We start from the raw sequence: 22,682 nt of genomic DNA, 5'->3' as shown, positions 1-22,682 counted from the left end.
GCGCGGCCGCCACGCTTGACAGTTTGGGCGCACGTGTTAGTACGCGCTAACAATGGAACTTGCGACTACTAGCGTGCCGGCCCCGATCAGCGCCGCCCTCGAGGACTACCTCGAGACGATCTACCTGCTGATCCAAGAGCATGGCTTCGCGCGGGTGCGGGATATTGCGCGCGCGCGCGCGGTCAAGGCCGCGACGGTCTCGGTGGCGCTGCGCAAGCTCGCCGAGGGCGCGTTGGTCAACTACGAGCGCCGCGAGTACATCGGCCTGACGCCGAAGGGAGAGGACGCTGCCCGCAAGGTGCTCAGCCGGCATCGGCTCCTGACGCGCTTCTTCGAGCAGGTGCTGAGGATGCCGCATGAGGCCGCCAGCGATCAGGCCTGCACGATGGAGCACAGCCTGACCGACGAGGCGATGGGTCGGCTCGTGACCTTCTTCGAGTCCATCGGCAACTGCCGGGCGGTGGTCGAGGCCCTGGATCGCTTCCCCGAGGGCGTGGACGAGGGTGCGGGCGCCGGCAGCTCCCCCTGCCGCCTGGATCGCGCCTCCGGCGCCCTGGGCGCACCGGCGAATCTGCGTAGCCTGGCGCAACTGGCGCCAGGGCAACGGGCCGTGGTGACGCAGATCAAGGGTGGCCGCGCGCTTCGTCAACGCATCCTCGACATGGGAATTCTCCCCGACACGACGATCGCCCTCGAACGCGTGGGGGACCGCGGCGATCCGCTCTGGATCCGCTGCGAGGGCGCGCAGCTCAGGCTGCGGCGCGGGGAAGCGCGTGTGGTGCAAGTTCGCAACGAGGGCTGATCCGCCCTCGCTTCCTTCCTTCTCTGAGTGGACGCCGAAAGTGCTAGCGGGACGATCCAGCCGAGCGCCGCTTCCGCCTTACCGCCCTCGGCGGACACGCCTTGCCACCGTGGCGGCGCGGGCGTCCGGCGTGAGCGTTGTGTTCGCCATCGGGCTGGTGCTGGCGACGAGCCCCCTGGCCGCCGCGCAGCGGACGAAGGCGCCGTCGCCTCGGCCGCTGCCTGCGCTCGGGCGCCGCTGCGGCGACGCGGCGCGGCCGGCGGGCGGCGCGCGCTTGGCGAGCGGCGCGTGGCCTTTGCGCAGGCGCGCCAGCGGTGGCTCGGGGGCGAGCGCGTGGCGCCGAGGGCTGCGCGGCGCGTTCTGGCACCGCAGGGGCGATCGACAGGAGCGGCCCGCCCTGGACCGCAGGGCGCGCGGCCTCGAGCCGGAGGACGAGCAGCCGGCGCAAGGGCCAAGCTCGCGCGCTGCACGACCGGGCGAAGGTCCGTGGAGTGGGCTTGTCGAGGGCGGGAATCTGCGCGCGTCCGTGATGGGGGGCACCGACGGGCTGATCACCAGCCTCGCCTTCGTCTTCGGCGTCGCCGGGCTGGCGGGAAGCACCCAGCTCGCCATCCTCGCCGGGATCATCAGCGGCGTCGGCGGTGCGCTGTCCATGGCGGCCGGCGAATGGGTGTCTGTGACCTCGCAGAACGAGAGGCACCGCAGCATCCTGCACACCCTCGACCGGCTCATACGCGATGACCCTCGGGCGGCCAAGGCTACGCTGATTGAGGCCGCTGCCAAGCGGGGCTTCTCAACCGCGCATGCGGAGGACCTGGCCCGCGCGGTGCTCGCGACGCCTGGTCGGTTGGAGGCCGCCGCCGTCGATCTCGGACTGATTCCCCACCGACTGGACTGCCCCACGGGCGCAGCGCTCAGCTCGTTTGCGTCCTTCTTGATCGGGGCGACCATTCCGCTCGTCCCGCTGGTGATCGGAGCAAACGGCCTCTCGCTGACCCTCAGCGCCGCGGTGAGCGCCGTGGCGCTGGCGGCAGGCGGGGCCTGGCTGGCGTCCACCTCCGGCAGGAGCCCAGGGCGCGGCGCCTTGAGGATGCTCAGCCTCGGCGCGGCGGCTGCGGCCGCAACCTACGGCACGGGCGTCCTGGCCACGACGATCTTCCCTTGGCGCTGAGGCCGCAACGCGAGTCGCGGGCTGTCGCCGCCTGGTTTCAGCCTCACGCGGGAAGGGCTTGCCTGAACGCGTCCGCGCCCAGCGCACGCGCGCGCTGGCGAATGGCGCTAGCGCTGGTGCTGGCGCTGCCCTGCGCTCTTTTCGCTCGCCCCTCCCGCTGCTGCGCGGCCGACACGATCGAGACCTTCGCTGCTGGCGGCTACGATCTTGAGCTCTACGGCGGCATGTTTGGCTTGGCCTCCGCGAGCGAGGGACGCGGGCGACCGAAGCCCCACGGCCGCAGCGAACTCATCCTCGGCTACGGCCTCGTCGATTGGCTGGCGCTCTGCGTCGGTACGACGCTGCATGGTCGCGACGACGCCTACCCGGACGGAGATGCCGCTGGCTACCTCCTGCTGGTCGCCACCCCGTTGGACACCGACCACCTCGACCTCGACCTGCAGCTCGCCGTGGCCCTGGCCGGGCCAGGCCTGAGGGAGCTCCGCTACCGTCCCGAACTGGAGCTCAACGTCGACCTCCGCCCGGGGCTGAGCCTGGGCGGGCTCTACCTGCGCCTCGGCGTACCGGTCGATGGCATCAGGCCCAGCGCGTCCGGGGCGGCCAGCGCCGCGAACACCACGGTCGATCTGGCGACGATCCTCGGGCTCTATCTCACCGTCGCCAGTCGCCACCAGCTCCTCCTCGAGTACGACGCGACCTATCACTTCCGCCCCGAGAGCGGTGCGCCACCGGCCGAGGTCGGCGGCGTCGCCTTGGGTTACAACGTCGTGCTGAACGGCAAGCTCGAGCTGATTCACCAGGTCACGCTGGACCTCGGGCAGGGGGGCCGGCTCAGCGCCGTGGGCGCCTCCGTCGGCTTCATCGTGACGCTGTAGCGCGGCTGCTGCGCCCCGCCCTCATCAGGCGGCGTTCGCGGGCGGGGCGGGCCTCCACAGGTCAGGCGCGCGCACATAGAGCGGCACCGCGCGGGCGAGGTCGTCGAAGTCCTCGGCGCGCGCGCGGGGCAGCGTGGCGCGTGCGAGCTCAGCGGCGCAGATCGTGTGCCGCGTCGCCGCCGCTGGGCGCCCCTGGGGAAGTGCGAGCCCCAGTGCGTCGGCGTGACGCAGCGCCCCCTCGCCGATCAGCAGCCAATCGGTGCCGGCGCGGGGCGGAAGCGTCGCGAGGTAGTCGCCCACCTGGAGCGGCGCGCCGAGCCAGGCTGGCGCCAGCGGCTCCGCCGCGGCGAAGGCCTGCGCATAGACCTCGCCACGCCCCGCGTCCAGCAGCGCAAGGGTCGCTGCCGCCTCTTCGACCAACGCTGCGCGTGCCAGCGCCAGCAGCGATCCGACGACGAGCAGCGGCTTCTCGGCAGCCAGGCACAGGCCCTTTGCCGTGGCCAGACCGATGCGCAGTCCCGTGAACGAGCCGGGCCCCTGACCGCAAACGATGGCATCGACAGCGCCGAGCGTCAGGCCGGCTCCGACCAGCACGTCCTCGATCAGGGTCAGCAGTCCGGCGCTATGCGTCGTCACCACGCGCGACGCCTCGGCCACGATCGCCGTCTCGCGGCAAAGCGCGACGGTGGCCTGCTGGGTGGCCGTGTCCAGAGCGAGCAGGTGCAGAGGCCTGATCATCGCAGCGCGGCTCAGCGCAACCAGTAGCGGGTGATGTCGTTCTTCATCGCGAGCACCATCAGGGAGACCAGCAGCACCAGACCGATATAGGAGGCGATCGCGCGGGCGCGCAAACTCAGCGGCCGCCGGCGAATCGCCTCGACCGTGAAGAACATGATGTGCCCGCCGTCGAGAATCGGCACGGGAAGCAAGTTGATGATGCCGAGGTTGATGCTGATCAGCGCCATCAGCAGCAAGAACTTATCCCAACCGGTCTCCGCCGCGACGCGAGCCGCCTTGGCCAGCATCAGCGGGCCGCCGATGGTGTCACGCGAGATCCCGCCGCGGAAGAGCTCGACGATCACGACGAGAAGCTTCTGCACGAGATCGCTGGTGTAGCGTACGGACTCGACCGCGGCATAGGTGAGGCGGCCCTCGACCGGCACCGGGTCGTGCGTTCGCGCGACCACATCGGCCTCGGCTCCAAAGATGTAGCGTGCCTGGTTGTTGCCGATGTCGTCGCGATAGGTCACCTTGGCGAAGCGAAAGCGCGCCTCGTGCCGCGTTCCACCGCGCCGCAACCAGACGAGCCGGTGATCCGCCGCGGGACGCTGCCGCAGCGCCTGGGCGAAGATCGCCCAGTGGCGCGCGGGGCGCCCGTCGAGCGCCACGATCTGGTCGCCCGGCCGCAGCCCAATCGTGGCGGCAGGTGAGCCAGGGTCGACGCGGCGCACGAAGAGCTCGGCAGAGGCCATGCCGGTCTCATAGCGCACGACCGTCGCCTCGTGGCGTGGCTCCGGATCGACCACGGTGGTCTGCGGCTGCAGCAGTCGCAGATCAGCGAAGTCGCTCAGCGAGGCCCCGGGTCGCAGATAGGCCAGCCGCAGCGCGTCGCCGCGATTGCGCTGAAGCACCTCGGCGAGCTCATCCCAGCGCTCGATCGGGCGCCCGTTCACCGCGGTGATCAGGTCCCCCGTGTGGAGGCCCGCACGCCCGGCGGGCGAGGCTGGATCGATGACGCCGATCTGCGCCATTTCGAAGAGCGGAGAGACCCCGATCAGCCCGCAACGCCAACGCAGGCCGAGCCGGTCATAGCAGACGTCCTCGCGCGGCGTGACGAAGCGCTCCAACTGCTGTCCGCTGCGCTTGATCGCGATGCGCAGGGCCGTGCCGGGGTAGGGCGCGATGTTATGGGTGACCGACCAAAGACCACCGCCGGCCGCCTCGCGATCGGTCCAGTAGCGCACGCTCCGACCGTCGATCGAGAGAATGCGGTCGCCGGGGCGTAGCCCCGCTTCGGCGGCGGGCTCGTCCGGCAGCACCTTGCCGATCACCGGCGGCGGCAAGCTGCTCTGCGCGGCGAAGAAGATGAAGTAGATCAGCGTCGGGAAGATGATGTTGAAGACCGGACCGGCCAGGACGATCGCATAGCGCTGCCAGAGTGGCTTGTGGTGAAAGGCGCGCTCGTGGTCCTCGCGCCGCAAGGGCTCGGCCGGGTCCTCCCCCAGCATCTTGACGAAGCCGCCGAGCGGTAGCCACGCGATGCAGTACTCGGTCTCGCCGCGGCGGAATCCCAACGCCGCGGGGCCAAAGCCGAGCGAGAACTTCAGCACCTTGACGTTGAAGAGCTTGGCCATCAGGAAGTGGCCGAACTCGTGCACGAAGATCAGGACGCCCACGAGCAGCACGAAGTAGAGGAGGGTCATCGGCGCGCAGTGTAGCCGACGCGCGCCACAGCAGCCACCCGCCAGACGCTCGACTGGAGCGGGTCAGCGGGATGCGGTAGTGCGCGGGTTTCGGGCGTCAACGCGAGCCGGCTGCGAAGGGCTCCTTTGGCGTGGGGCAGTGGAATCCCACTGCGGCCTCGCGCACCGGGAAGCGGCGGGAGGCTATGTTAGTATCCGACCGTGGCTGCAGAACTGCCGGACGTCGAAGCTGCGGTTGCCGAGTTCGAGCAGAAGCTCGAGCGCCTCCGCGTGCTCTACGAGCAGTACTTCCTTGGTATCCAGAAGCGCGCGCCGCTGGTGCTGCTGAAGAACGTCGCACGGCTGCAGTACCTGCTCGATCAACAACAGATCCGCAACACCGCCGTGCGCTTTCGCTATCGCGGTCTGCTGCAGAAGCTCAGCAGCTACCGCGCCTATTGGGGCCGCACAGTGCGCCAGATGGAGGCGGGCACCTATCACCGCGACGTGGCCCGGACAAAGCGCCACCTGGCCAGCCGCGGCCTGCAGCTTCCCGACCAGATCGCCATCCACAGCCCCGCCGACCTGGAGCGGGCGCTCGCCAGCGCGCTGCGTCGCGCGGAGGCGGAGGATGCGCCCGAGGCCCCGAGCGCCGCTCCGGCGACGGCGGTGACCAGGCCGCCACCAGCCGCCCCCCGGGCAGCGCCGATCGCGCCGGCCGATGCGGATCTCGGCGAGGAGCAGCTGCAAGCGCTCTTTCGCCGCTATCAGCGCGCCAAGGCGGACTGCGGCCAGGATCCCGCCACCGTCGGTTTTGAGACCCTCGCGCGCACTGTCCGCAAGCAGCTTCCCCAGCTGCGCGAGCGCCACCCCGGGCGCGAGATCGAGTTTCAGGTGGTGGTGCGCGAGGGCAAGGTCGTGTTGCGGGCGACCGCGAAGTAGGGCGAGCGCCGGCGTCAGACGCCCGTGGAAATGGCTGCCGGTTGGGCGATCGGCTTACCCTCGCGCCACAGCGCCTCGGCCACTGCTTCGAGCAGGCCGCGACAGCCCTCGACCTGCAGCGCGGAGATCGGCAAGGCTTGAAACTCGGCGAGGCGCGCCGCGAGCTCGTCGGGATCCAGGCGGTCGACCTTATTGAAGACGAGCAAACGCGGGGTGTCGCCGACCTCGAGCTCGGCCAAGGTCTTCTGCACCGTCGTGATGTGCGCGCGGAAGTCGTCATCCGAGACGTCGACGAGCTGCAGCAGGAGATCAGCGTTGCGGAGCTCCTCGAGCGTGGCGCGAAAGGCCTCGATCACCTCCTGGGGCAGGTCGTGGATGAAGCCGACCGTATCGGTGCAGATGACCTCGCGCTCGCGCGGAAAGCGCAAGCGCCGACTCAAGGGCGAGAGGGTGGCGAAGAGCTGGTCCGCCGCGACGGCGTCGCTGTTGGTCAGCACATTGAGCAGGGTCGACTTGCCGGCGTTGGTGTAGCCGACGATGCTGATGATCGGCAGCTCTCTCGCCTCGCGCAGCGCGCGGCGCCGCTGCCGTTGCGCGGATAGCTGCGCGAGCTGGCGATTGAGCCGCGTGACGCGCTCCCGCGCGCGGCGGCGGTTGATCTCCAGCTTGGTCTCGCCCGGACCCCGACCGCCGATGCCGCCGGTCAGGCGGCTCATCATCGTGTTCTTCTCCACCAGCCGCGGCATCATGTAACGCAGCTGCGCCGCCTCGACCTGCAGCCGGCCCTCGCTGGTCTGCGCGTGCTGCGCAAAGATGTCGAGGATCAGCATCGCGCGGTCGATCACCTTCAGCTCGGTGGCTTCGCTGATCGCGCGTGCTTGGGTCGGCGTCAGATTGGTGTCGAAGACCAGCAGCTCAGCGCCGAGTTGGTTCGCTCTGAGCACAATCTGCTCGAGCTTGCCCCGCCCGACCGCATAGCGCGGATCCGCGCGGGACCGCCGCTGCACTACGGTATCGAGCACGGACACCCCCGCCGTGCGGCAGAGCTCCTTGAGCTCGGCGATGCAGGCGGCAGGGGTGCGCGTGGCCCGCTCGAGGCCGAGGTGCACCAGGATCGCCCGCTCCCCTTGCGCTGCCGCGGTGCGCCCGGCGCTCTGGCGCGCGAACTGGCCCTCGAGCGCCTGCACGAGCGCCAGCGGATCGAGCGTCAGCTGCTGCGCGGCCACCGCTGGCAGGACAGTCCAGGGATCAATCGCTGCGGCATCGGCGTTGAGATGCGCGCAATAGGCGCGCGTCGGCTGCCCGTCGGCCGCGAAGGTCAGGGCGCAGACGAGGTCGAGCCGCAGCAGCGCGAGATCGGTCAGATCGTCGTTGCTCAGCTCCTCGCCACGCAGATGGGTGTGAACGAGGCGCAGCCCTCTGAGGCGCCCGTGTCCCGCGCGTAAACGACCGATGTCGGGCAGCCAGAGCTTGCTGGCGTCCCCCACCACGACGTGTTCGGGCTGGCCCCGCCGGTCGATCAGCACCCCGATTTGGCGGTGCAGCTCATGCGAGAGGCGGCAGAGATAGGTCGCCAATTCGCCCGAGACCACCTCCGTCGGCCGCACGCGGCGGCGGAAGATGCGCTCGATCGCGCGCACGGTGCTGGCGCGTAGCCCGTTCGTATTTCCGGTCACCTCAGACGTGGTCGTACCTCGTGAAGCGGCGCGCATGAGCCGCGTTTACAGAAGAGAGCAGCTGCCGCTGAAACCCGTCGTCGGTCGCTCAATCGCGCACCTGCTGGTCCGCGGCGCTGCGGTCGTCGCCGACCGCGGCGCCGGTGGCTGCCCGTTGTTGGTCGACCAGCGCTACCGCCACCGCCAGCGCGCGGCGAGCCTTTTCGCCCAGCTCGGCGTCGATCTGCAACGCCGCCAGCGCATCGGCCAAGCGTAGCTCATGGCTCTCGAGCAAGGCTCCCAACGCGGCCAGCTGTTCCTGCTGCTCGGCGCTCGTTCGCTCGAACGCCGCGGCTTTCGCCTGCTGCTGCTCGATCAGGCGGCTGAGCTCGTCAGCGTGGTCCTGACGGAGGCTCGTGACCGACGCCTCGTGCTGGGTCTTGAGCGTGGCGAGGCTGCTGCCATGGTCCAGGCGGAGCTGGTCCATCTCCCCCTGATGGGCGCCGCGCAGGCTCTCCTTCTCTTCGGCATGCTCGGTCCCGATCTGCTCGATCAGATCCTGGTGCTGCTGCTTGACTCGTTGCAGCGCCTCGTCGTGGCTGGCGCGCGCCTGCTGCACCTGCCCCTGATGTGTTTGAAGCGTACGCGCGAGCTCCTCCTCGTGTTGGGCGCGCTGGCCCTCGAGCGCGGCCTGACTCGCCGTTTCGGCCTGTTCCAGCTCGGCCCGCGCGGTGGCGCGCTGCGCCGCCAGCGCCTGCTCGTGCGCTTGTTTCGCTCGCTCGAGCTGCTCTTGCTGCTGCTCGCGCTGCGCCGCCTGCTCGAGCTGGTGGCGGCTCTCGAGACCGGCGACCTCGTCGCGATGCTCTTGCTCACGACGCTCGGTCTCCTTGAGGTGCGCGTTCGCCTCGACCTGCTGCTCCTGCCGCAGCTCCTCGGTCAGCTCGCGCAACTCGGCCGCCTGCTGCTCCCTCAGCTTCGCCCCTTCGTCCGTCAGTCGCTGCTCCGCTAGGCTCAGCTCCTCGCGATGCTGCTCCTTGATCCGCGCCAGCTCCCGCTCGTGGCGCTCCTTGACCTGCGTGTTCTCAGCGTAGGCCTTCTCGATCTCGCGCTTGGCCTCCTCCAGCCGCTGCTTGACGCCGCTCTCGCGGTCAACCAGGCGCTGCTTGTCCTCCTGCAAGGCCTCGGCCCGCTCACGCGCCGAGACCATCTCCTTCTCGATGGTCAGCAGCTTCTCGTCCATGTCGCGCGCCCGGCGGTCGAGCTCGCGCACCTTGTCCTTGTGATCGAGAATCTGCCGCTCTCTGGCATCGAGCTCATCCCGCAGATCGAGCAGCTCGCGTTCCTTCTTGTTGATCACCTCGCGCAGCCCGAGGATCTCGCGATCGCGCACCAACGCGCCGCCGGCGCTTGGCTTCGCCGCGGTCGCTTCGTGCAGGGCCTGCGTCAGGCGGTCGTTGTCGCGCTGCAGCTCAGCTACGCGCCGCTCGGTCGCCTGCGCCGCCTGCGCCTCGCGGGGCTCGACCGCAACGGCTGCCAAGGGCGCCAGGCCGGAGCTGACCACGGTCTCGGCGACTGTCTGTAGCGCGAAGGGCTGGTCCTCGAGCGACTCGTCGATCGCCAGGGGCGTCGGGGCTAGCGCTGGCAGCGGTTCGTCGATCCCGATCGGCTCCAGCGCCTCGCGCTCGCCATATGCGTCCGCCTCGGCATCACGCTCGGGCGTGGCGCGTGGTGCCTCGAGCTCGACGGCATCGTCGGGGTCGGTCGGCGGATCGAGCGCGAGGGGCGTCGACACGGGTGCGCGCCGCGAGACCGCTGGCGTTTGCAGCCTTGGGATCGGCGCCGGGACGGTCCACGCCGGCGTTGGGGCTGCGCTCGGCGGCGGCCGAAGGGGGCTTGGGTCGTCTGGCAGCTCGAGGGCGGCGAAGGCCGCGTCGGTGGCGAGGGCGATCTCCTGATCAGCGAGCGTTCCGGCAGGAGCGCTGCGCGAGGGATTGCTCGCCGCCTGCGCGAGCTCGTCGGCGAGCAGGTCACCGTCGTCGATCTCGAGCTCCAGCTCGAGCTCGAGGGCATCGTCTCTGCGCTCCGAAGGCGTCGGCTGACTGCTGCTGAACCCCTCCTCGATGCTCGTGTCGATGGCGGACTCGAGCTGGGTGCCGTCGTCGCCGAGCTTGAGCAACGCCGCGACGCGCTCGACCAGCGTCCCGATCGGAAAGGGCTTGATCAGGTAGGCGTCGGCGGGGGTGCGCAGCTTACTGTGCTGCTCGAAGATCTCGGGCGTGGCCTCCGCCGACATGATGATCAGCGGGGTATCCTTGAGCAGCGGGTGCTTCTTGGCCTTATTGCAAACCGAGTAGCCGCTGATCGTCGGCAGCTCGACGCAGACGAGCAGCAGGTCGGGCGGCTGCCGTGTGGCCGCGTCCAGCGCAAGTTGGCCGTCGCGTGCCAGCGTTACTTCGATGGCCGGACCACGGTAGAGCCGGGCCGCGCGCGCGGTCAGCTCGCGTGCCAGCTCGCCAGCGTAGTCGCTGTCGCTTTCGACGATCATCACTCGAGGCATAGTTCTCTCCGCGGCCGGCCAGCGCAGCCGCACGACCGAGCAAAGGTGCGGGGTCGAGCATCCCTCTTGGAAGGCCTTTGCGCGACGCCGCGAGAGCGGCCGATTTCTTCCGTTTCGTCAGTGCTTGCGGCGGGATTGATCCTAGGTCCCCGGGCCGGCGGCTGTCAAATCACCGCTCCCTTGCCCTGAGCCGCGCACCGAGCGACTCGACTGCGAACGACGCGACTGCGAAACTGGCCCCCTGTCGCCGTGCGAAGTCGGCGTTGCGCTGCAGGTGGCTGCCGCCGCGACCAGTCCTCGGGCTGCGGCGCCAGCGTCGCCCCGCCCGCGATCGATCCGCAGGCGGCTAAGGCAGCAGGAGGCAGCCGACGATCGAAAAGCAGCGCCCACTGGCCGCCGCGGCGCCCGCGCAGGCAATGCGAGCCGCGGTGCGCGTGGCGCAGAGCAGCGCGCAGTTCTGTTGCTGATTGCGCGCCAACAAGCCGCAGGGCGTGACCAGCGCGCTGCACGCGCTTACGCACGCGGGCGGAATCGTGGCCGTGTTGAGCACCAGGAAGACCTGCGGGCCCCAGACGTTGTTGGCCTCATTGCTTTCCACAACGGCGGCTCGCGGGTCGACCAGGGCCCAGGAGAAATACGCGCCGCTGGCGAGCGCAACGCTCGCCGTCTGGCTGCTGCACTGCTGCGGCTGCAGCGCCGGGACGGCCACCTCACGGTCGGCCGCGCTATTCACGCTGGGCGCCTGCAGGCGGTCGAAGAAGATCCCGAGCCGCGTCGCCGGTGAGGCGACCACGCCGCGGTTGCAGACGGTCGTTTGATAGACCGTTGCACGCTGGGTTGTGCCCGCCGCGACGGAGAGCGCGCTGATCACCAGATCGGGACGTCCGGGGACGATCGCGAGGACGACCGGGCCGGCCAGGTTATTCCCCTCGTTGCTCTCGGCGATCACTGCCCGGACGTCCGCTCGGGTCCAGGAGCGGTAGTTACCGGACTGCAGCGTCAGGGTCAGACGCGCGAGCTGGCACTGACCGACGCCGAGCGCCACGACGTCGACCAGGCGGCTCGGCGGTGTGGCGAGCGTCGGCGCGCTCGGAAGGTCCAGATAGAGGCCAAGCTGGCTCGCCGCACTGCTGGCCGCGCCCCGGTTGCAGGTGACGATCGTGTAGGTCACGCTGCCATTGGCAGCGGCCTGAGCGGTAAAAGACGCCACCAGCAGGTCCGGCCGCAGCAGCGGTAAGGCGCTGTCACGGCGCCCGCCGCTGTCGCGCCGGGGCGCAGCATCCCGAGAAAGGGCCGCATCGCGTCTGAGCGTGGCGTCGCGCGGCCCAGTGGCATCGCGCATGAGCGTGGCGTCGCGCCTTACAGAGGCATCGCGCGGCCCAGTGGCGTCGCGCCCGACAGAGGCATCACGCCGGATAGAGGCATCACGCCTTGCAGAGGCATCGCGCGGCCCAGAGGCATCACGCCGGATAGTGGCATCACGCGGCCCATTGGCATCGCGCGTCGCGCTGGCATCGCGTCTGAGGGTGGCATCAGGGGAAATGCTCGCGTCACGGGCAATCCCCTGATCACGCGCCGTCGCGCCGTCGCGCGCCACCGATCCGTCGGTGTTTTCGATCGCTCCGTCCCGCAGCCCGACCGCAGCGTCCTCATCGCCCTCGTCGCCGAGTGAAAGGCTGCGACCGCAGCCGATGCTCAGCGCCAGGGCGAAAAGCATCCAGGGTGCAAGCGGGGAGGCGAGGCGCCAGCCAGCGGCCTTCGAGCGCGGCGAGTTGTTCACGTAGAGCCCTCCTGATCGTCGCGCCGCGGGGCCCTCCTGGCCGCCCGGCACGGCCAGCGTGCCAGGCGCTCAGCGCCCGGTATTCGCTCCCGTCACCGCAGAGACACTCAACCCGACTGGCCTCTAGTGTGCCGGTTGATCGCCCGGCGCGCCAGATCGGTGGACCAGCCCGATCGACTCGCCCGATTGCGGACCGCGCCGGTGCAGCGCGATGTGCAGCGCGATTGAAACGCTGGCGGAAGGGTGCCAGTCTGCCGCCATGAGCGAGCTGACCGCCGCGGGCTCGCCGAACGACCAGGCGCCGCCGTCCTGCCCACAATGTGCGAGTGAGCGCGTCGAGGGCGTTGCCTTCTGCCGCGGCTGCGGGGCGCACATCGCCGACGATCCGCTGCTCGGCGCGCAGATCGACCAGCGCTACGAGGTCCTGCGCCGCCTCGGCAGTGGCGGCATGGGCACCGTCTACGAGGTTCAGCACCTGCGGCTGAAGAAGCGCTTCGCGCTCAAGGTCGTGCGTCGCGACCTCGGGGACCTGAAGGGCTTCGCCGCGCGCTTCGAGCGCGAAGCGCTGGCGACCAGCCGCCAGGAGCACCCCAACTGCGTCCTCGTGACGGACTTCGGCCACGCGGCGACGGGTGAGCTCTATCTGGTGATGGAGCTGCTCGCGGGTCGTTCGCTGACGAGCCTGCTCAACCAGCCGGTGGCCGTCTCGCTGGCGCTCGACCTCGTGCGGCAGGTGCTGCTCGCCTTGCAGCATGCGCACGGCACCGGGCTGGTCCACCGCGACATCAAGGCCGACAACGTGATGCTGATCGACGGTCCCGAGGGGTCGACGCTCGTGAAGGTGTTGGACTTCGGGTTGGCGGTCCCGCCGGCGGCGCGTGGCGCTCCGCGACCGGCCGCCCCGGCGGAGGTCGCCGGAACGCCGACCTATATGGCGCCCGAGCAGGCCGCCGGCCTGGCGATCGACGAGCGCAGCGACCTCTATGCCGTCGGGGTGATCCTCTTCTACCTGCTGACGGGGCGACCTCCTTTTCGCGCCGACGATCCAATGCGCGTGCTCAGGCAGAAGACGACGCATCGCGCCCCCGCGCTCGACGAGGTGGCCCCGGGCGTCTTTTCGCGCGCGCTCCAGCAGCTCGTGGCACGCGCCCTCGCCCGTGAGCCTGAGCAACGCTTTCCTTCCGCCGAGGCCATGCTCCGGGCGCTCGACCAGGTGCAGCGCGCGCGCGGCGGTGGGCTCAGCACGGCGTCGCGTTGGCGCTCGCTGCGCGCGATTCAGCGCGGCGGGTGCGCGTTGGCCCGTGCCTTTCACCGCTGGTATCGCTGCTCCGAGCTCGAGGCCGCGCCGCGCTGGTCGCTGCGCCTGCGCCTGCTCGTCCGACCGGGCCACGGGCGCGTCGTGCTGGCCAGCGCGCTGGTCGGGCTGCTGGCCCTGAGCGCCCTGGCCTTGGCCGGCCTTTGGTGGTGGCGAGCCTCACGGATCGCTGCTTCGGGGGTCGTTGCCGGGGGTGCGTCGAGCGCCGCGACCGCGCCACCTATGCCCGACGAGCTCGCGCAGCGGCTGGCCACCGCGCGGCTGTTGATCGCGCGCGGCGCCTGCCGCGAGGCCGCGCTCGATCTGCGCAACGCCGTGGCCGAGCGGCCGACGCTGGCGCCGCTACACTACCTCTTCGGTGCGGCGAAGATCTGCCAGGGCGAGGTCGGCGCGGCGCTCGCCGCCTATCGCCGCGCCATTCACCTCGATGCGCGCTATCGGCGCGATGCACGCTTGCTCGAGGACGCCGGGGCCTTGCTCGCCACGCCCGGCGCGCGCGCGCAGGCGCTCGCGTTCCTCGTCGAGGAACTGGGGCCCGGCGGTGTCGAGCCGCTGCTGGGGGCGGTGACCAGCAACGACGCGAGCTGGCGCCACCGAGCGTTAGGGGCTGTCCTGCGCCTCGGTGCGAGCCGGCGCGTCGACTGGCTCACCGTCTGGCGGCTCGACCTCAACCAGCGCACCTCCTGCGCGCTGCAGGGCCGCGCGGTGGCCGGTCTGCGTCACCTCGACGACCCGCGGGCCCTGCGCGTGCTGCTCGACGCGCAGTCCCCGCGGGCGCGTCGCCGCAACCGCCCGCGCTGCCCGGAGGTCGACCGCGAGCTCGCGGCGGCCATCGCGGCGCGGCAAGGTCTGCCCGCGCGCCAAGGAGGCGAGACGGTGGCGATGCCGAAGGGGAGCGCGAGCTCCTCGCAGCCCCGCTAGACGCGTGATGCTCCCCGTGATGCTCAATTCGTGACGGCTGCGGCCTTGGTCGTCCACGTCACGCGCGTTGTCGCGCTCGTTCGGGCGTCTCGGCTCAGCCCCTCGGTCCTACGCGCGCGAACATCGCGGGCGCCAGCGAGGGCGATGCCAGCACCCGCTCGATCAGGGCGGCGAAGAGCGGCTTGTGCAGCATCGTCGCATGCTCGACGACCAGCAGGTCGGCGGCCTGTACGGCGCTCGCGACGTCGTGGGCATCGACCGCGCTGCGGCCATGGTGCGCGGCGCTGAGCCGCGCCAAGAGGCTGATCACGCCGTATGCGGCCACCAGCAGGTTGAAGGCGCCGATCAGCGGCGTATCACCGCCAAGGTGACGCCGGCCCTGCAGCTTGTGCAGGAAATAGCGCTGCAGCAGGGCCTCGTCGCCGAGCGGGGGATCGAAGGCGATGCCGGAGAGCTGACGGCGCCACGCGCGCCCCTGCATCAGCCGTGAACGCAGCGGTCCGAGCCCGAGCTGAAAGAAGCGCACGCCGAAGAAATGCAGCAGGCGTGGCCAGGGACTGGGGCTGCAATCGGCCCCGAGGAAGAGCGAAAGCACCGGCCCTGCCTGGGCGGCACGCCCGCTGGCCTGCCATGGGCCGTAGCGCGCCCCCACGTCCCACTGCTCGGCCTCGGCGAGGCAGCCGGCGACAGCTCGCTTGCCCTGCTCGGCAACCCGCCGCTCGAGCTCGGCCAGCAGCGCGGCACCGGCGGCCAGGCGCGGCGCTACCGGGCCGCCCGGTGTTTCGACCCAACGGATGAGCTGGCGCTCGATCCGATCGACCTCGGCGGCGCTCAGCTCGATCGTCTGATTGAGCCGCAGCGCGCCCTCGTGGGCGCCCGCTCCGGCGCGCTTGAGCACCGCTCGTGCCCAGCGCTGCTGGTCGCGCAGCGGCTTGCCCTGATTGCTGGTGACCGTCGGGCAGTAGAAGCTGAGGCGCCCGTGGGACGTGCCCGCGACGGTGGTGAAGTGCAGCGGGAAGGCCTTGCACCCCTCGGGCTTCGCCTCGTAGCCCAGCTCGCTGTGAATGCAACAGCGGCGGTCCGCGTCGAGGAAGAAGCAGCGCCCGTCGACCATCCGAAGGCGAAAGGGCTCGCCGGGCCCACGATTGCGCTCGAAGGGATCGCCGCGACCGACGTGCGACCAATCGTGCCGGCGCAACGCCGTCGCCTTCGCGGCGTCGAGCGTCACGCTCCAGAGCGTGCAGCAGCGCCCGCAGCTCTGGCAGCTGAAGCGAGCGTCGGGCAGGCGGATCGCCGTGTCGCGCATGGGGCTGTCGCCGCGGCGCTCAGGGGCGCTCGAGCTTGGCGCCCTCGACCACGCGCGTATCGGCGCTCGGTCGAAAGATGAAGCGCGCGTTGCCGAGGCGCGAGTTGAAGACCAGCTTAGAGAAGATCAAGTGATTGGTGCTGCTCTCGTTGACAATCATCGACTCCAGCACCGCATGGTCGCTGCGGCGCACCACGAGCACCAGGTAGTCGAGCTGGGCACTGGGCTGCTTTGGGGTCAGCTTGAGCACATAGTCGTCCGGCCCGCCCAGCCGGTCGCGCGGGGCGCTGGCGAAGGCGATCGCGAACTCTCGGCGCAGGTCGCCGGCACCGAGCAGGAAGGTCAGGCCCGTCGAGAGCGTGCGGAGATCGAGCGGGTTGCGAAAGGCCTGCTTATCCGCAGGCTCCCAGACCCACAGCACCTTGCCGTCTGAAATGAAGGCCTTGCGCTCTGGCGACGCGTAGTTCCAGCGCATCATACCGGGCTTCTTGACGAAGAGGAAACCGTAGCTGGTGCGGCTGCGCCCGTAGAGCTGGTCGGTGTAGACCTGCTTGAATTGGCCCTTGAGATCCACGGTGCCTTCGTAGCGCTCCTGGACCGCCTGTACGATCGCTTCGACGGTGGCGACGGTGGCGGCCGCGCGGGGCTCAACGCCCTGCGCGTGCAGCGGAGACGCGGCGGCGCCCAGCAGCAGCAGCCACCCGCAGCAGCGGTCGAGTCGCATCGGGGAATCCTCTCGCTTGACCGGCCCCACTCTACTGGGCCTAGCCGGCTCGGCGCAGCCTAGCACAGCGGCCTGCGCGCGCACCGGGGCGCGGTGTGACGGCCGGGGTCCGGACTTCGCCTGCGTGCCCTGTCGAAGCCTAGGGCGCGCTGCGCGCGACGGTGCGGGTCATGGCGCGGGTCATGGCGCGGGTCATGGCGCGGGTCATGGCGCGTGGTGCTGGATCAGGACCTCGCGCCCGCGCACGCCGTCCGCGGGACCCACGACGCCCTCCCGCTCCATCCGCTCGACGAGGCGGGCGGCGCGGTTGTAGCCGATGCGCAGGCGGCGCTGGACCATCGAGATCGAGGCCTGACGGCTCTCGGCGACCAGGGCGAGCGCCTGGTCGTAGAGCTCGTCATGTGGCTCGTCCGGCTGGGCCGCGCCGTCCTCGTCCTCCTCGTCGTCCTTGAGGATGTCCATGTCGTAGATCGGCCGGCCCTGCTGGCGAAGCCAGTCGATGATCGCGCGGATCTCGTCGTCCGAGATGTAGGCGCCGTGGACGCGCTTCATCTCGACGCCGCGATCGAGCACCAACATGTCACCGGCGCCGAGCAGGTTCTCTGCGCCATAGGTGCCGAGGATGGTCTTCGAGTCATGGTTGGCGGCCACCTGGAAGGCGACCCGCGACGGGAAATTCGCCTTGATCAGTCCGGTGATCACGTCGACCGAGGGCCGCTGCGTGGCGACGATCAGATGAATCCCGCAGGCGCGGGCCTTCTGCGCCAGACGCGCCACGCAGGTTTCGACGTCCTTGGCGCTGCACATCATGAGATCGGCGAACTCATCGATCACCACGACCAGGTAGGGCAGGCGCTGCGGTGGCCCGGCGCTGGGGTCGTGAGCGCCGTGGCGCCCCGCGCCGCCCGCTTCCGCCGCGCGCGGTGTCGGCTGCTCGTCCTCGCCCTCGTGCCCCTCACGAAGGCGGTCGACCTTGCGGTTGAAGCCGACGATGTCGCGCACGTGCATCGCGGCCAGCAGCTGGTAACGGCGCTCCATCTCCGCCACCGTCCAGCGCAGCGCGACGGCCGCCTGCTTGGGGTCGGTGACCACCGGCAAGAGCAAGTGGGGGATGCCGTTGTAGCCGGAGAGCTCGAGGAACTTCGGGTCGATCAGGATCAGGCGCACCTCATCCGGCGTGCAGCGCAGGAGCAGGCTGCAGATCATCGCGTTGATGCTGACGCTCTTACCCGCACCGGTGGCGCCGGCCACCAGGAGGTGGGGGGCCTTGCCGAGATCCATCACCACCGGCAGGCCGGCGATGTTCTTGCCCAAGGCCAGCTTCAGCGGCGCGCGCGCGCTGCTGCCGCGCGGTGCGCTGGCCTTGCCGCGAAAGGCCTCGTCGCCGACGATATCGCGAAACGAAACGGTCTCGCGCCGGTCGTTGGGGACCTCGATGCCGATCGCGCCCTTGCCGGGAATCGGCGCCACGATCCGCACGCGCTGCGCATGCAGCGACATCGCCAGGTCGTTCGAGAGCCCGGCGACCTTGCTCACGCGCGTCCCCGGCGCCGGCACGAACTCGTACATCGTGACCACGGGGCCCGGATGGACCTCGGTCACTTGTCCGAAGATCTTGTAGTCGGCGAGCGTCTTCGTCAGTCGCGCCGCCTGGCGCTGAATCGCGTCCTCGTCGATGGCGATCCGCTCGGCGCCGTGCTCCTGCAGCAGCGAGAGGGGCGGAAGCTGATAGGTCGCCCCGCTCAACACGAAGCCGCTCGCGGCCGGATCGATGCCCTCCGGCTCGGCCATCGCCGCGATGGTGGGTTGCGCCAGCGCCGCCGATTCGCGCGCCGGGGGCGTCACGTGCGGCTTGACGATCGTCAGACCGACCCTGGCGCTGTCCTCCCGCGCTGGCGCTCCAGCGCCGACCACCGCCTCGGGGGCGGGCTGCGCCTCGCCTGGCGCGACCTGATCCCGGCGAACAGCGCGACGCGCCGCAGAATCGACCTGGGCGCGGGTGCGCTCGACCTGCGCGCGGGCGCGGCCCGGTGACGTCGGTTCTGAGGTGGGCTCGGACGTCGGCTCTGAGGTGGGCTCGGACGTCGGCTGCTCTGCCCGGCGCGTGCCGAAGAGCGCGTCCGCCGCAACCACGGCCTGCGCCACGCGCGGCGCCTCGATGGGGAGAGCTGCGCCGCTGCCGTAGGCCTCGTGCCGCTGCGGGGCGGTCAGCGGAGCCGGGCCCGAGCCGGCCATGCCACGACCGCGCAGATGCGTGCGAAGCCGCGCCAGCAGGCCGCCGCTGCCGAGGCCGGCACCACCGGGCGGAAACGCGGCCAGGGCGTCCTCCAGCGTCGCGTCGCCCTCCTCCTCGAGGTCGAGGCGGAGCACTGGCGGGAGCGTGGCGGCGCCGGCACCATGAGCAACGAGCTGCGGCGGCAGGCGAGCATAGGCGACTTGCTGCGCCACCCAGCGCTGCAGGGCGAGCAGCCGCGGCGGCACGCGAGCCAAGGCCCCATGCGCCGCCGCCCCGAGCCGGCGCAAGAGGCCGGCCAAGCGCAGGCTGAGGCGCACCCAGCTCAGATTGGTGCTCAGTACGAGGCTCAGCGCCAACCCGCCGAGCACGACGATCCAGGTCCCTGGCCGCGAGAGCACGGCGCTCAGCAGCTCGGCGCTGTATTCCCCCAGCGCACCGCCGCCGGAGGCATGCGCGAGGCGATGGGGATGGACGATCAGGTGCAGCAGCATCGCGCTGCAGAGCAGCACCATCAATTGCCCGATCGACCGGCGCCAGCCCCCTTTGAAGCGATCACGGCCGGCCGCGCTGGCGGCCGAGGGAAGCGCTCCCGCAAAGACTGCCACCGCCTCGGCGAGCAGCCAAAGCACCAGGAGATAGGCCCCGAGGCCGAAGGCGGCATTGAGCGCCGATCCGACCATCCGACCGAGGGGGCCCATCAGGCGTCCGTCGCCAAACTGAACCGATGCCAGACTGGGCCCAGTCAGCAGCGCGGCCGTCATCGTAAGAATTCCCAGGGACTCGTGGCGCCGCCGCCGTGATCCGCCTCCCGGCTCCGAGCCGGGGGCGTCGGTCGCGGCCCCGCCGCAGTGGTCGTCGTCGGCGGCGTGCCTGCGCGATACTCTTGAGCCCACGATAATCCCCCGCACGCAAACGCGCCCCGCTCGCGTGGCCAACAACCGCCCCGGATGAATCCTACATCGTCATCCCTACATAGGCGCTTAGGTAGGATAACGTAGGTCGCCAAGATACGTTCGCCCGCCTCTGCTGTCAAAGAACCGGCACGGCTGGTCGTCGGCAGGCCGACACGCGCTGGCTGTTGCGCGGTCGCCGAGCGGGCGCCTATGCTGCGAGCGTTCGGGGCCCTACGGGGCACCTCCGACGCGACCATAGGAGAGGGAACATGCAGACACGCTGGTGGATCTGGGCCGCGATCGCCGCGACCGTTGCGGGCTGTGGCATCCCGGAAGAAAACTACAACGCCACGCTGAAGGACCTGCAACGCTGCCGGGCGGGGCTGGCCGCCAAGCGCAGCGAGCTCGACCGGGCGGGCGCCGCCCGCGATGAGCTGAAGCTGCAGCTCGCGGCGGCCAAAGGCGACAAGGACGCCCTCGCGCGGCAGCTCGGCGCGACGGAGAAGGAGCTGCAGGCCGTGCGCCAGGCGCGAGTCGCGGCCGACGAGCGCACCCGTACCTACCGCGGGCTGCTGTCGCGGCTGCGGGCGATGATCGACTCGGGCCAGCTCAACGTCAAAATCCGCAAGGGTCGGATGATCGTGCAGATGAACGACAAGATCCTCTTCGACCCGGGTCAAACGGAGCTCAAGGGAGAAGGTAAGCAGGCCCTGACAGCGCTGGCCGGCGTGCTGCGCGACATCGGCGAGCGCGAGTTTCTCGTCGCCGGCCATACCGACAACGTGCCGATCCGCACGCGCCGCTTTCGCTCCAACTGGGAGCTATCGGCGGCGCGGGCCGTCGAGGTCGTGAAGTTTCTTCAGGCCGAGAGCGTCGATCCGCGGCAGCTCGTCGCCGCGGGCTACTCCGAGTTCGATCCCGTCGGCGACAACGCCGACGAGGAGGGGCGCCGCGCCAATCGCCGCATCGAGATCGTGCTGATGCCCAAGCTCGACGAGCTGCCCCCGATCAGCGAGTAGCGGGGCTGCGCAGCATGAGGTGGCTGCGCGGGCCGCTGGCGCTCTTGGCGCGTCGGCGGCTCGTGCCGCGCTTCAGCGCTTGAGCGCGTTAGCGCTCTCAGCGCTGCGTGACGAAGGTGCGCAATCCGGCGCTCGGGCCCATCAGCAGCGCCTGATCCGTGCTCTTGCCGGTGGCGACGTCGAGGCCGAAGATCCCGCCCGCGGGGCTGGCCACGAGCAGGTCCGTGCCGCGGCCGAAGCTGAGCGCCACGGGCGCGATGTCCAGCACGGGAGAGCGCCGCACGACCCCGAGGTCGTTATTCGCCGCCGGATTGAAGCCCACCACGAAGACCACGCCGTTGCGGCGATCGCTGATCGCGAAGATGTCGCCGATGCCCGACGGGGCGTCATCGATGCTCGTCGGCTCGGCCGGGCTCGGATCCCAGGCCTGCGCCGTCACCCGCGCAGTCGCCCCGTCGTAGAGCACGCCATAGACCACCTGCGTATCAGCGACGACGACGGCGAGTCCGTCGCGACGCAGGGCGATCAGTCTGGCGCTCGGCGTGGAATCGAGCACGGTGGTGGCGCTGAGCTGCTGAGCGGCATCCTCGCGATCGAGCGCCAGCCGCGCGACGCAGTCGGCGTCGACGGTGCCGTCGTTGTTCGAGTCACAGCGCAGCAGCACGGCGGCTACAGGCGCCTCGGCGGCGACAGCAAGGCCCTGCACCTGCGCGAGCGCGGCGGTAAAGGCGGTCTGCAGCCCGTTCTCGCGATCGGCGCGGTAGAAGGCCAGCTGGGCCGCGGTGGCCACCACCACACCGTCGTCGGTTGCCGCGACGGCCGCGGGCGCCTGCTCGAGGTCGAGGGTGTGCAAGAGCCGCGGCTCGGCGGCGAGGGCGTAGAGCCGCAGCTGCCCGTGCGGCGCGTCCTCGGACGGCACCGTCACCACCGCGAGCTGACCCCCACTCGGCGAGAGCGAAAGCTGGGCGACGGGCCGTGCGGTATCGAGCTGGGCGCCAGCGACCACGCTCCCCGCCAGCGGCAAGGCGTGGACCGCTCCGGCCTCGTCGAGCGCGATCAACAGCCGGCTGACGGTCAAGGGGATCGCATACTCGCTGCTCGTCCCCTGTCGGGGCAGCCGCAGTCGCGCCGGGCCTACCTGCGCGCCGCGCGGAATCAAGCAGCTCAGCTCCCGCGGGCTGACCAGGCGGGCCCGCAGCGCGTCGGCCTCGAAGACCTTGCCCGCGGCATCGACCAGCGTGACGTCGCTGCCGAAGGTCGGCTTGCCCTCGATCAGCTCGATGGTCAGCGGTTCGCCGATGACGCGATCGAGGCGCCCCTTGACGCTCAGCCCGTCGCCGCAGCCGAGGGCCGCGAGCGCAACGACGCAGAGCGGCCACGTCGGGCGCCCCGAAACCGGCACCGAGGTCCGCGCTCCGGCTCGAGGCCCGGGCGCGCCGCCGCGCCCCCGTCGTGGCGATTTGCTCCAACGCAAGGCGAAACAGTGCAACACGAACCAGCCTGCCTCTCCGGCACCGCTCGCTCAGCCCCCGCGCTTGCGGTAACCGAGCCGTGCCGACCCTCAGCCTAGCTGCGCTGCCTCACGCTGTAAACTTGCGCCGTCCTGCGTGTAGCGGGTCAGCGCGGGCCGCTAGCGCCAACGCACATGCTGGACGCCTTCGAGCGTCGCCAGGGCATCGACGATCTCGTGCGCCTGGAAGTGCTGCTGCGTGCGGACGAAGAGATGGAGCTCAGTCACGGCGGTGGCCTTGTCGGTCGCGGCCTTGAGGTCCATCAGGCGAATCTCGTTGCGGAGCAGCAGCGCGCGCGCCGCTGGCAGGACGTCGCCGACCCGCTCGGCCTCGACGAGCAAGTGCACCGTAGGGTAGATCTGCCCGTGTAGCGGTCGCTCCAGGAACTGGAAGAACCACAGCACCACCATCCCGACGCCGGTAGCCGTCAGCGCCAGGCCAAAGTAGCCCTGACCGATCACGATACCCAGCGCGGCGACGAACCAGATTGCCGCGGCGGTTGTGACGCCGCGGATGACGTCGCTCAGCCGGAGAATCACGCCGCCGCCGAGAAAGCCGATGCCCGTCAGCACC

Annotated in this window: 16 protein-coding genes; 6 read left to right on the top strand and 10 right to left on the bottom strand. The window is 70.6% G+C overall.

Annotation, left to right across the window (positions count from 1 at the left end; genetic code table 11):
• Positions 1-52 precede the first annotated feature (52 nt).
• The 3 genes from IPL40_05275 to IPL40_05265 all read left to right on the top strand — a co-directional run bounded on the left by IPL40_05275 (position 53) and on the right by IPL40_05265 (position 2,848).
• A complete protein-coding gene (locus IPL40_05275; protein MBK8480568.1) occupies positions 53-802 on the top strand; it encodes a metal-dependent transcriptional regulator in 750 nt (249 codons plus the stop codon).
• 529 nt (positions 803-1,331) lie between these two features.
• Complete coding sequence (locus IPL40_05270) at positions 1,332-1,973, top strand: VIT1/CCC1 transporter family protein (protein MBK8480567.1); 642 nt, start codon at positions 1,332-1,334, stop codon at positions 1,971-1,973.
• Between the two features lie 101 nt (positions 1,974-2,074).
• Positions 2,075-2,848, top strand: a complete 774-nt coding sequence (locus tag IPL40_05265; GenBank protein ID MBK8480566.1) for a hypothetical protein — start codon at positions 2,075-2,077, stop codon at positions 2,846-2,848.
• Between the two features lie 24 nt (positions 2,849-2,872).
• On the opposite strand, the gene tsaB is transcribed toward IPL40_05265, so the two are convergent.
• Both tsaB and rseP read right to left on the bottom strand, forming a co-directional pair.
• On the bottom strand, positions 2,873-3,586 hold the full coding sequence (tsaB, locus tag IPL40_05260) for a tRNA (adenosine(37)-N6)-threonylcarbamoyltransferase complex dimerization subunit type 1 TsaB (protein ID MBK8480565.1): 714 nt from the start codon (positions 3,584-3,586) through the stop codon (positions 2,873-2,875).
• A gap of 11 nt (positions 3,587-3,597) precedes the next feature.
• A complete protein-coding gene (gene rseP, locus IPL40_05255; GenBank protein ID MBK8480564.1) occupies positions 3,598-5,271 on the bottom strand; it encodes an RIP metalloprotease RseP in 1,674 nt (557 codons plus the stop codon).
• Between the two features lie 201 nt (positions 5,272-5,472).
• Between rseP and IPL40_05250 the strand changes: the two genes are divergently transcribed.
• Complete coding sequence (locus IPL40_05250) at positions 5,473-6,192, top strand: hypothetical protein (protein MBK8480563.1); 720 nt, start codon at positions 5,473-5,475, stop codon at positions 6,190-6,192.
• 14 nt (positions 6,193-6,206) lie between these two features.
• Here IPL40_05250 and hflX read toward each other — a convergent pair whose 3' ends face one another.
• From hflX to IPL40_05235, 3 genes are all read right to left on the bottom strand, one after another.
• Positions 6,207-7,904, bottom strand: coding sequence for a GTPase HflX (hflX, locus tag IPL40_05245; protein ID MBK8480562.1), 1,698 nt, complete (start codon positions 7,902-7,904; stop codon positions 6,207-6,209).
• 52 nt (positions 7,905-7,956) lie between these two features.
• The gene (locus IPL40_05240) at positions 7,957-10,404 is read right to left on the bottom strand and encodes a response regulator (protein ID MBK8480561.1); all 2,448 of its coding nucleotides are present in this window, start codon (positions 10,402-10,404) and stop codon (positions 7,957-7,959) included.
• A 346-nt stretch (positions 10,405-10,750) separates the two neighbouring features.
• On the bottom strand, positions 10,751-11,746 hold the full coding sequence (locus tag IPL40_05235; protein MBK8480560.1) for a hypothetical protein: 996 nt from the start codon (positions 11,744-11,746) through the stop codon (positions 10,751-10,753).
• A 697-nt stretch (positions 11,747-12,443) separates the two neighbouring features.
• On the opposite strand from IPL40_05235, the gene IPL40_05230 reads away from it, so the two are divergent.
• On the top strand, positions 12,444-14,420 hold the full coding sequence (locus IPL40_05230; protein ID MBK8480559.1) for a serine/threonine protein kinase: 1,977 nt from the start codon (positions 12,444-12,446) through the stop codon (positions 14,418-14,420).
• Positions 14,421-14,514: 94 nt separating this feature from the next.
• Here IPL40_05230 and IPL40_05225 read toward each other — a convergent pair whose 3' ends face one another.
• The 3 genes from IPL40_05225 to IPL40_05215 all read right to left on the bottom strand — a co-directional run bounded on the left by IPL40_05225 (position 14,515) and on the right by IPL40_05215 (position 19,447).
• Positions 14,515-15,726 carry a YkgJ family cysteine cluster protein gene (locus IPL40_05225; GenBank protein ID MBK8480558.1) on the bottom strand — a complete coding sequence of 404 codons (1,212 nt, stop codon included), beginning with the start codon at positions 15,724-15,726 and terminating at the stop codon, positions 14,515-14,517.
• A 19-nt stretch (positions 15,727-15,745) separates the two neighbouring features.
• Entirely contained in the window at positions 15,746-16,450 is a 705-nt protein-coding gene (locus IPL40_05220) for an outer membrane lipoprotein carrier protein LolA (GenBank protein ID MBK8480557.1), read from the bottom strand.
• Between the two features lie 204 nt (positions 16,451-16,654).
• Positions 16,655-19,447, bottom strand: a complete 2,793-nt coding sequence (locus IPL40_05215; GenBank protein MBK8480556.1) for a DNA translocase FtsK 4TM domain-containing protein — start codon at positions 19,445-19,447, stop codon at positions 16,655-16,657.
• Positions 19,448-19,848: 401 nt separating this feature from the next.
• Between IPL40_05215 and IPL40_05210 the strand changes: the two genes are divergently transcribed.
• Positions 19,849-20,598 (top strand): OmpA family protein, encoded by a 750-nt coding sequence (locus IPL40_05210; protein MBK8480555.1) that lies wholly within the window; start codon positions 19,849-19,851, stop codon positions 20,596-20,598.
• A 97-nt stretch (positions 20,599-20,695) separates the two neighbouring features.
• Here IPL40_05210 and IPL40_05205 read toward each other — a convergent pair whose 3' ends face one another.
• Both IPL40_05205 and IPL40_05200 read right to left on the bottom strand, forming a co-directional pair.
• On the bottom strand, positions 20,696-22,000 hold the full coding sequence (locus tag IPL40_05205; GenBank protein MBK8480554.1) for a hypothetical protein: 1,305 nt from the start codon (positions 21,998-22,000) through the stop codon (positions 20,696-20,698).
• Between the two features lie 228 nt (positions 22,001-22,228).
• The coding region (locus IPL40_05200; GenBank protein MBK8480553.1) for an MgtC/SapB family protein at positions 22,229-22,682 on the bottom strand (454 nt) is incomplete at its 5' end.

The sequence above is a fragment of the Pseudomonadota bacterium genome (genome assembly GCA_016711215.1).
Taxonomy (GTDB): domain Bacteria; phylum Myxococcota_A; class Polyangia.
The sequence above is the reverse complement of the archived record's forward strand: the minus strand, read 5'-3'. Positions and strand labels throughout refer to the sequence as shown.

Bases quoted from the DNA above. Each gene is read 5' to 3' on its own strand.
- IPL40_05210 (MBK8480555.1), top strand. From the start codon at position 19,849: ATGCAGACACGCTGGTGGATCTGGGCCGCGATCGCCGCGACCGTTGCG.
- hflX (MBK8480562.1), bottom strand. From the start codon at position 7,904: ATGCGCGCCGCTTCACGAGGTACGACCACGTCTGAGGTGACCGGAAAT.
- IPL40_05240 (MBK8480561.1), bottom strand. From the start codon at position 10,404: ATGCCTCGAGTGATGATCGTCGAAAGCGACAGCGACTACGCTGGCGAG.
- IPL40_05220 (MBK8480557.1), bottom strand. From the start codon at position 16,450: ATGCGACTCGACCGCTGCTGCGGGTGGCTGCTGCTGCTGGGCGCCGCC.
- IPL40_05230 (MBK8480559.1), top strand. From the start codon at position 12,444: ATGAGCGAGCTGACCGCCGCGGGCTCGCCGAACGACCAGGCGCCGCCG.
- IPL40_05270 (MBK8480567.1), top strand. From the start codon at position 1,332: ATGGGGGGCACCGACGGGCTGATCACCAGCCTCGCCTTCGTCTTCGGC.
- IPL40_05225 (MBK8480558.1), bottom strand. From the start codon at position 15,726: ATGCGCGACACGGCGATCCGCCTGCCCGACGCTCGCTTCAGCTGCCAG.
- IPL40_05275 (MBK8480568.1), top strand. From the start codon at position 53: ATGGAACTTGCGACTACTAGCGTGCCGGCCCCGATCAGCGCCGCCCTC.
- IPL40_05215 (MBK8480556.1), bottom strand. From the start codon at position 19,447: ATGACGGCCGCGCTGCTGACTGGGCCCAGTCTGGCATCGGTTCAGTTT.
- rseP (MBK8480564.1), bottom strand. From the start codon at position 5,271: ATGACCCTCCTCTACTTCGTGCTGCTCGTGGGCGTCCTGATCTTCGTG.
- IPL40_05265 (MBK8480566.1), top strand. From the start codon at position 2,075: ATGGCGCTAGCGCTGGTGCTGGCGCTGCCCTGCGCTCTTTTCGCTCGC.
- tsaB (MBK8480565.1), bottom strand. From the start codon at position 3,586: ATGATCAGGCCTCTGCACCTGCTCGCTCTGGACACGGCCACCCAGCAG.
- IPL40_05235 (MBK8480560.1), bottom strand. From the start codon at position 11,746: ATGCGCGATGCCACTGGGCCGCGCGACGCCACGCTCAGACGCGATGCG.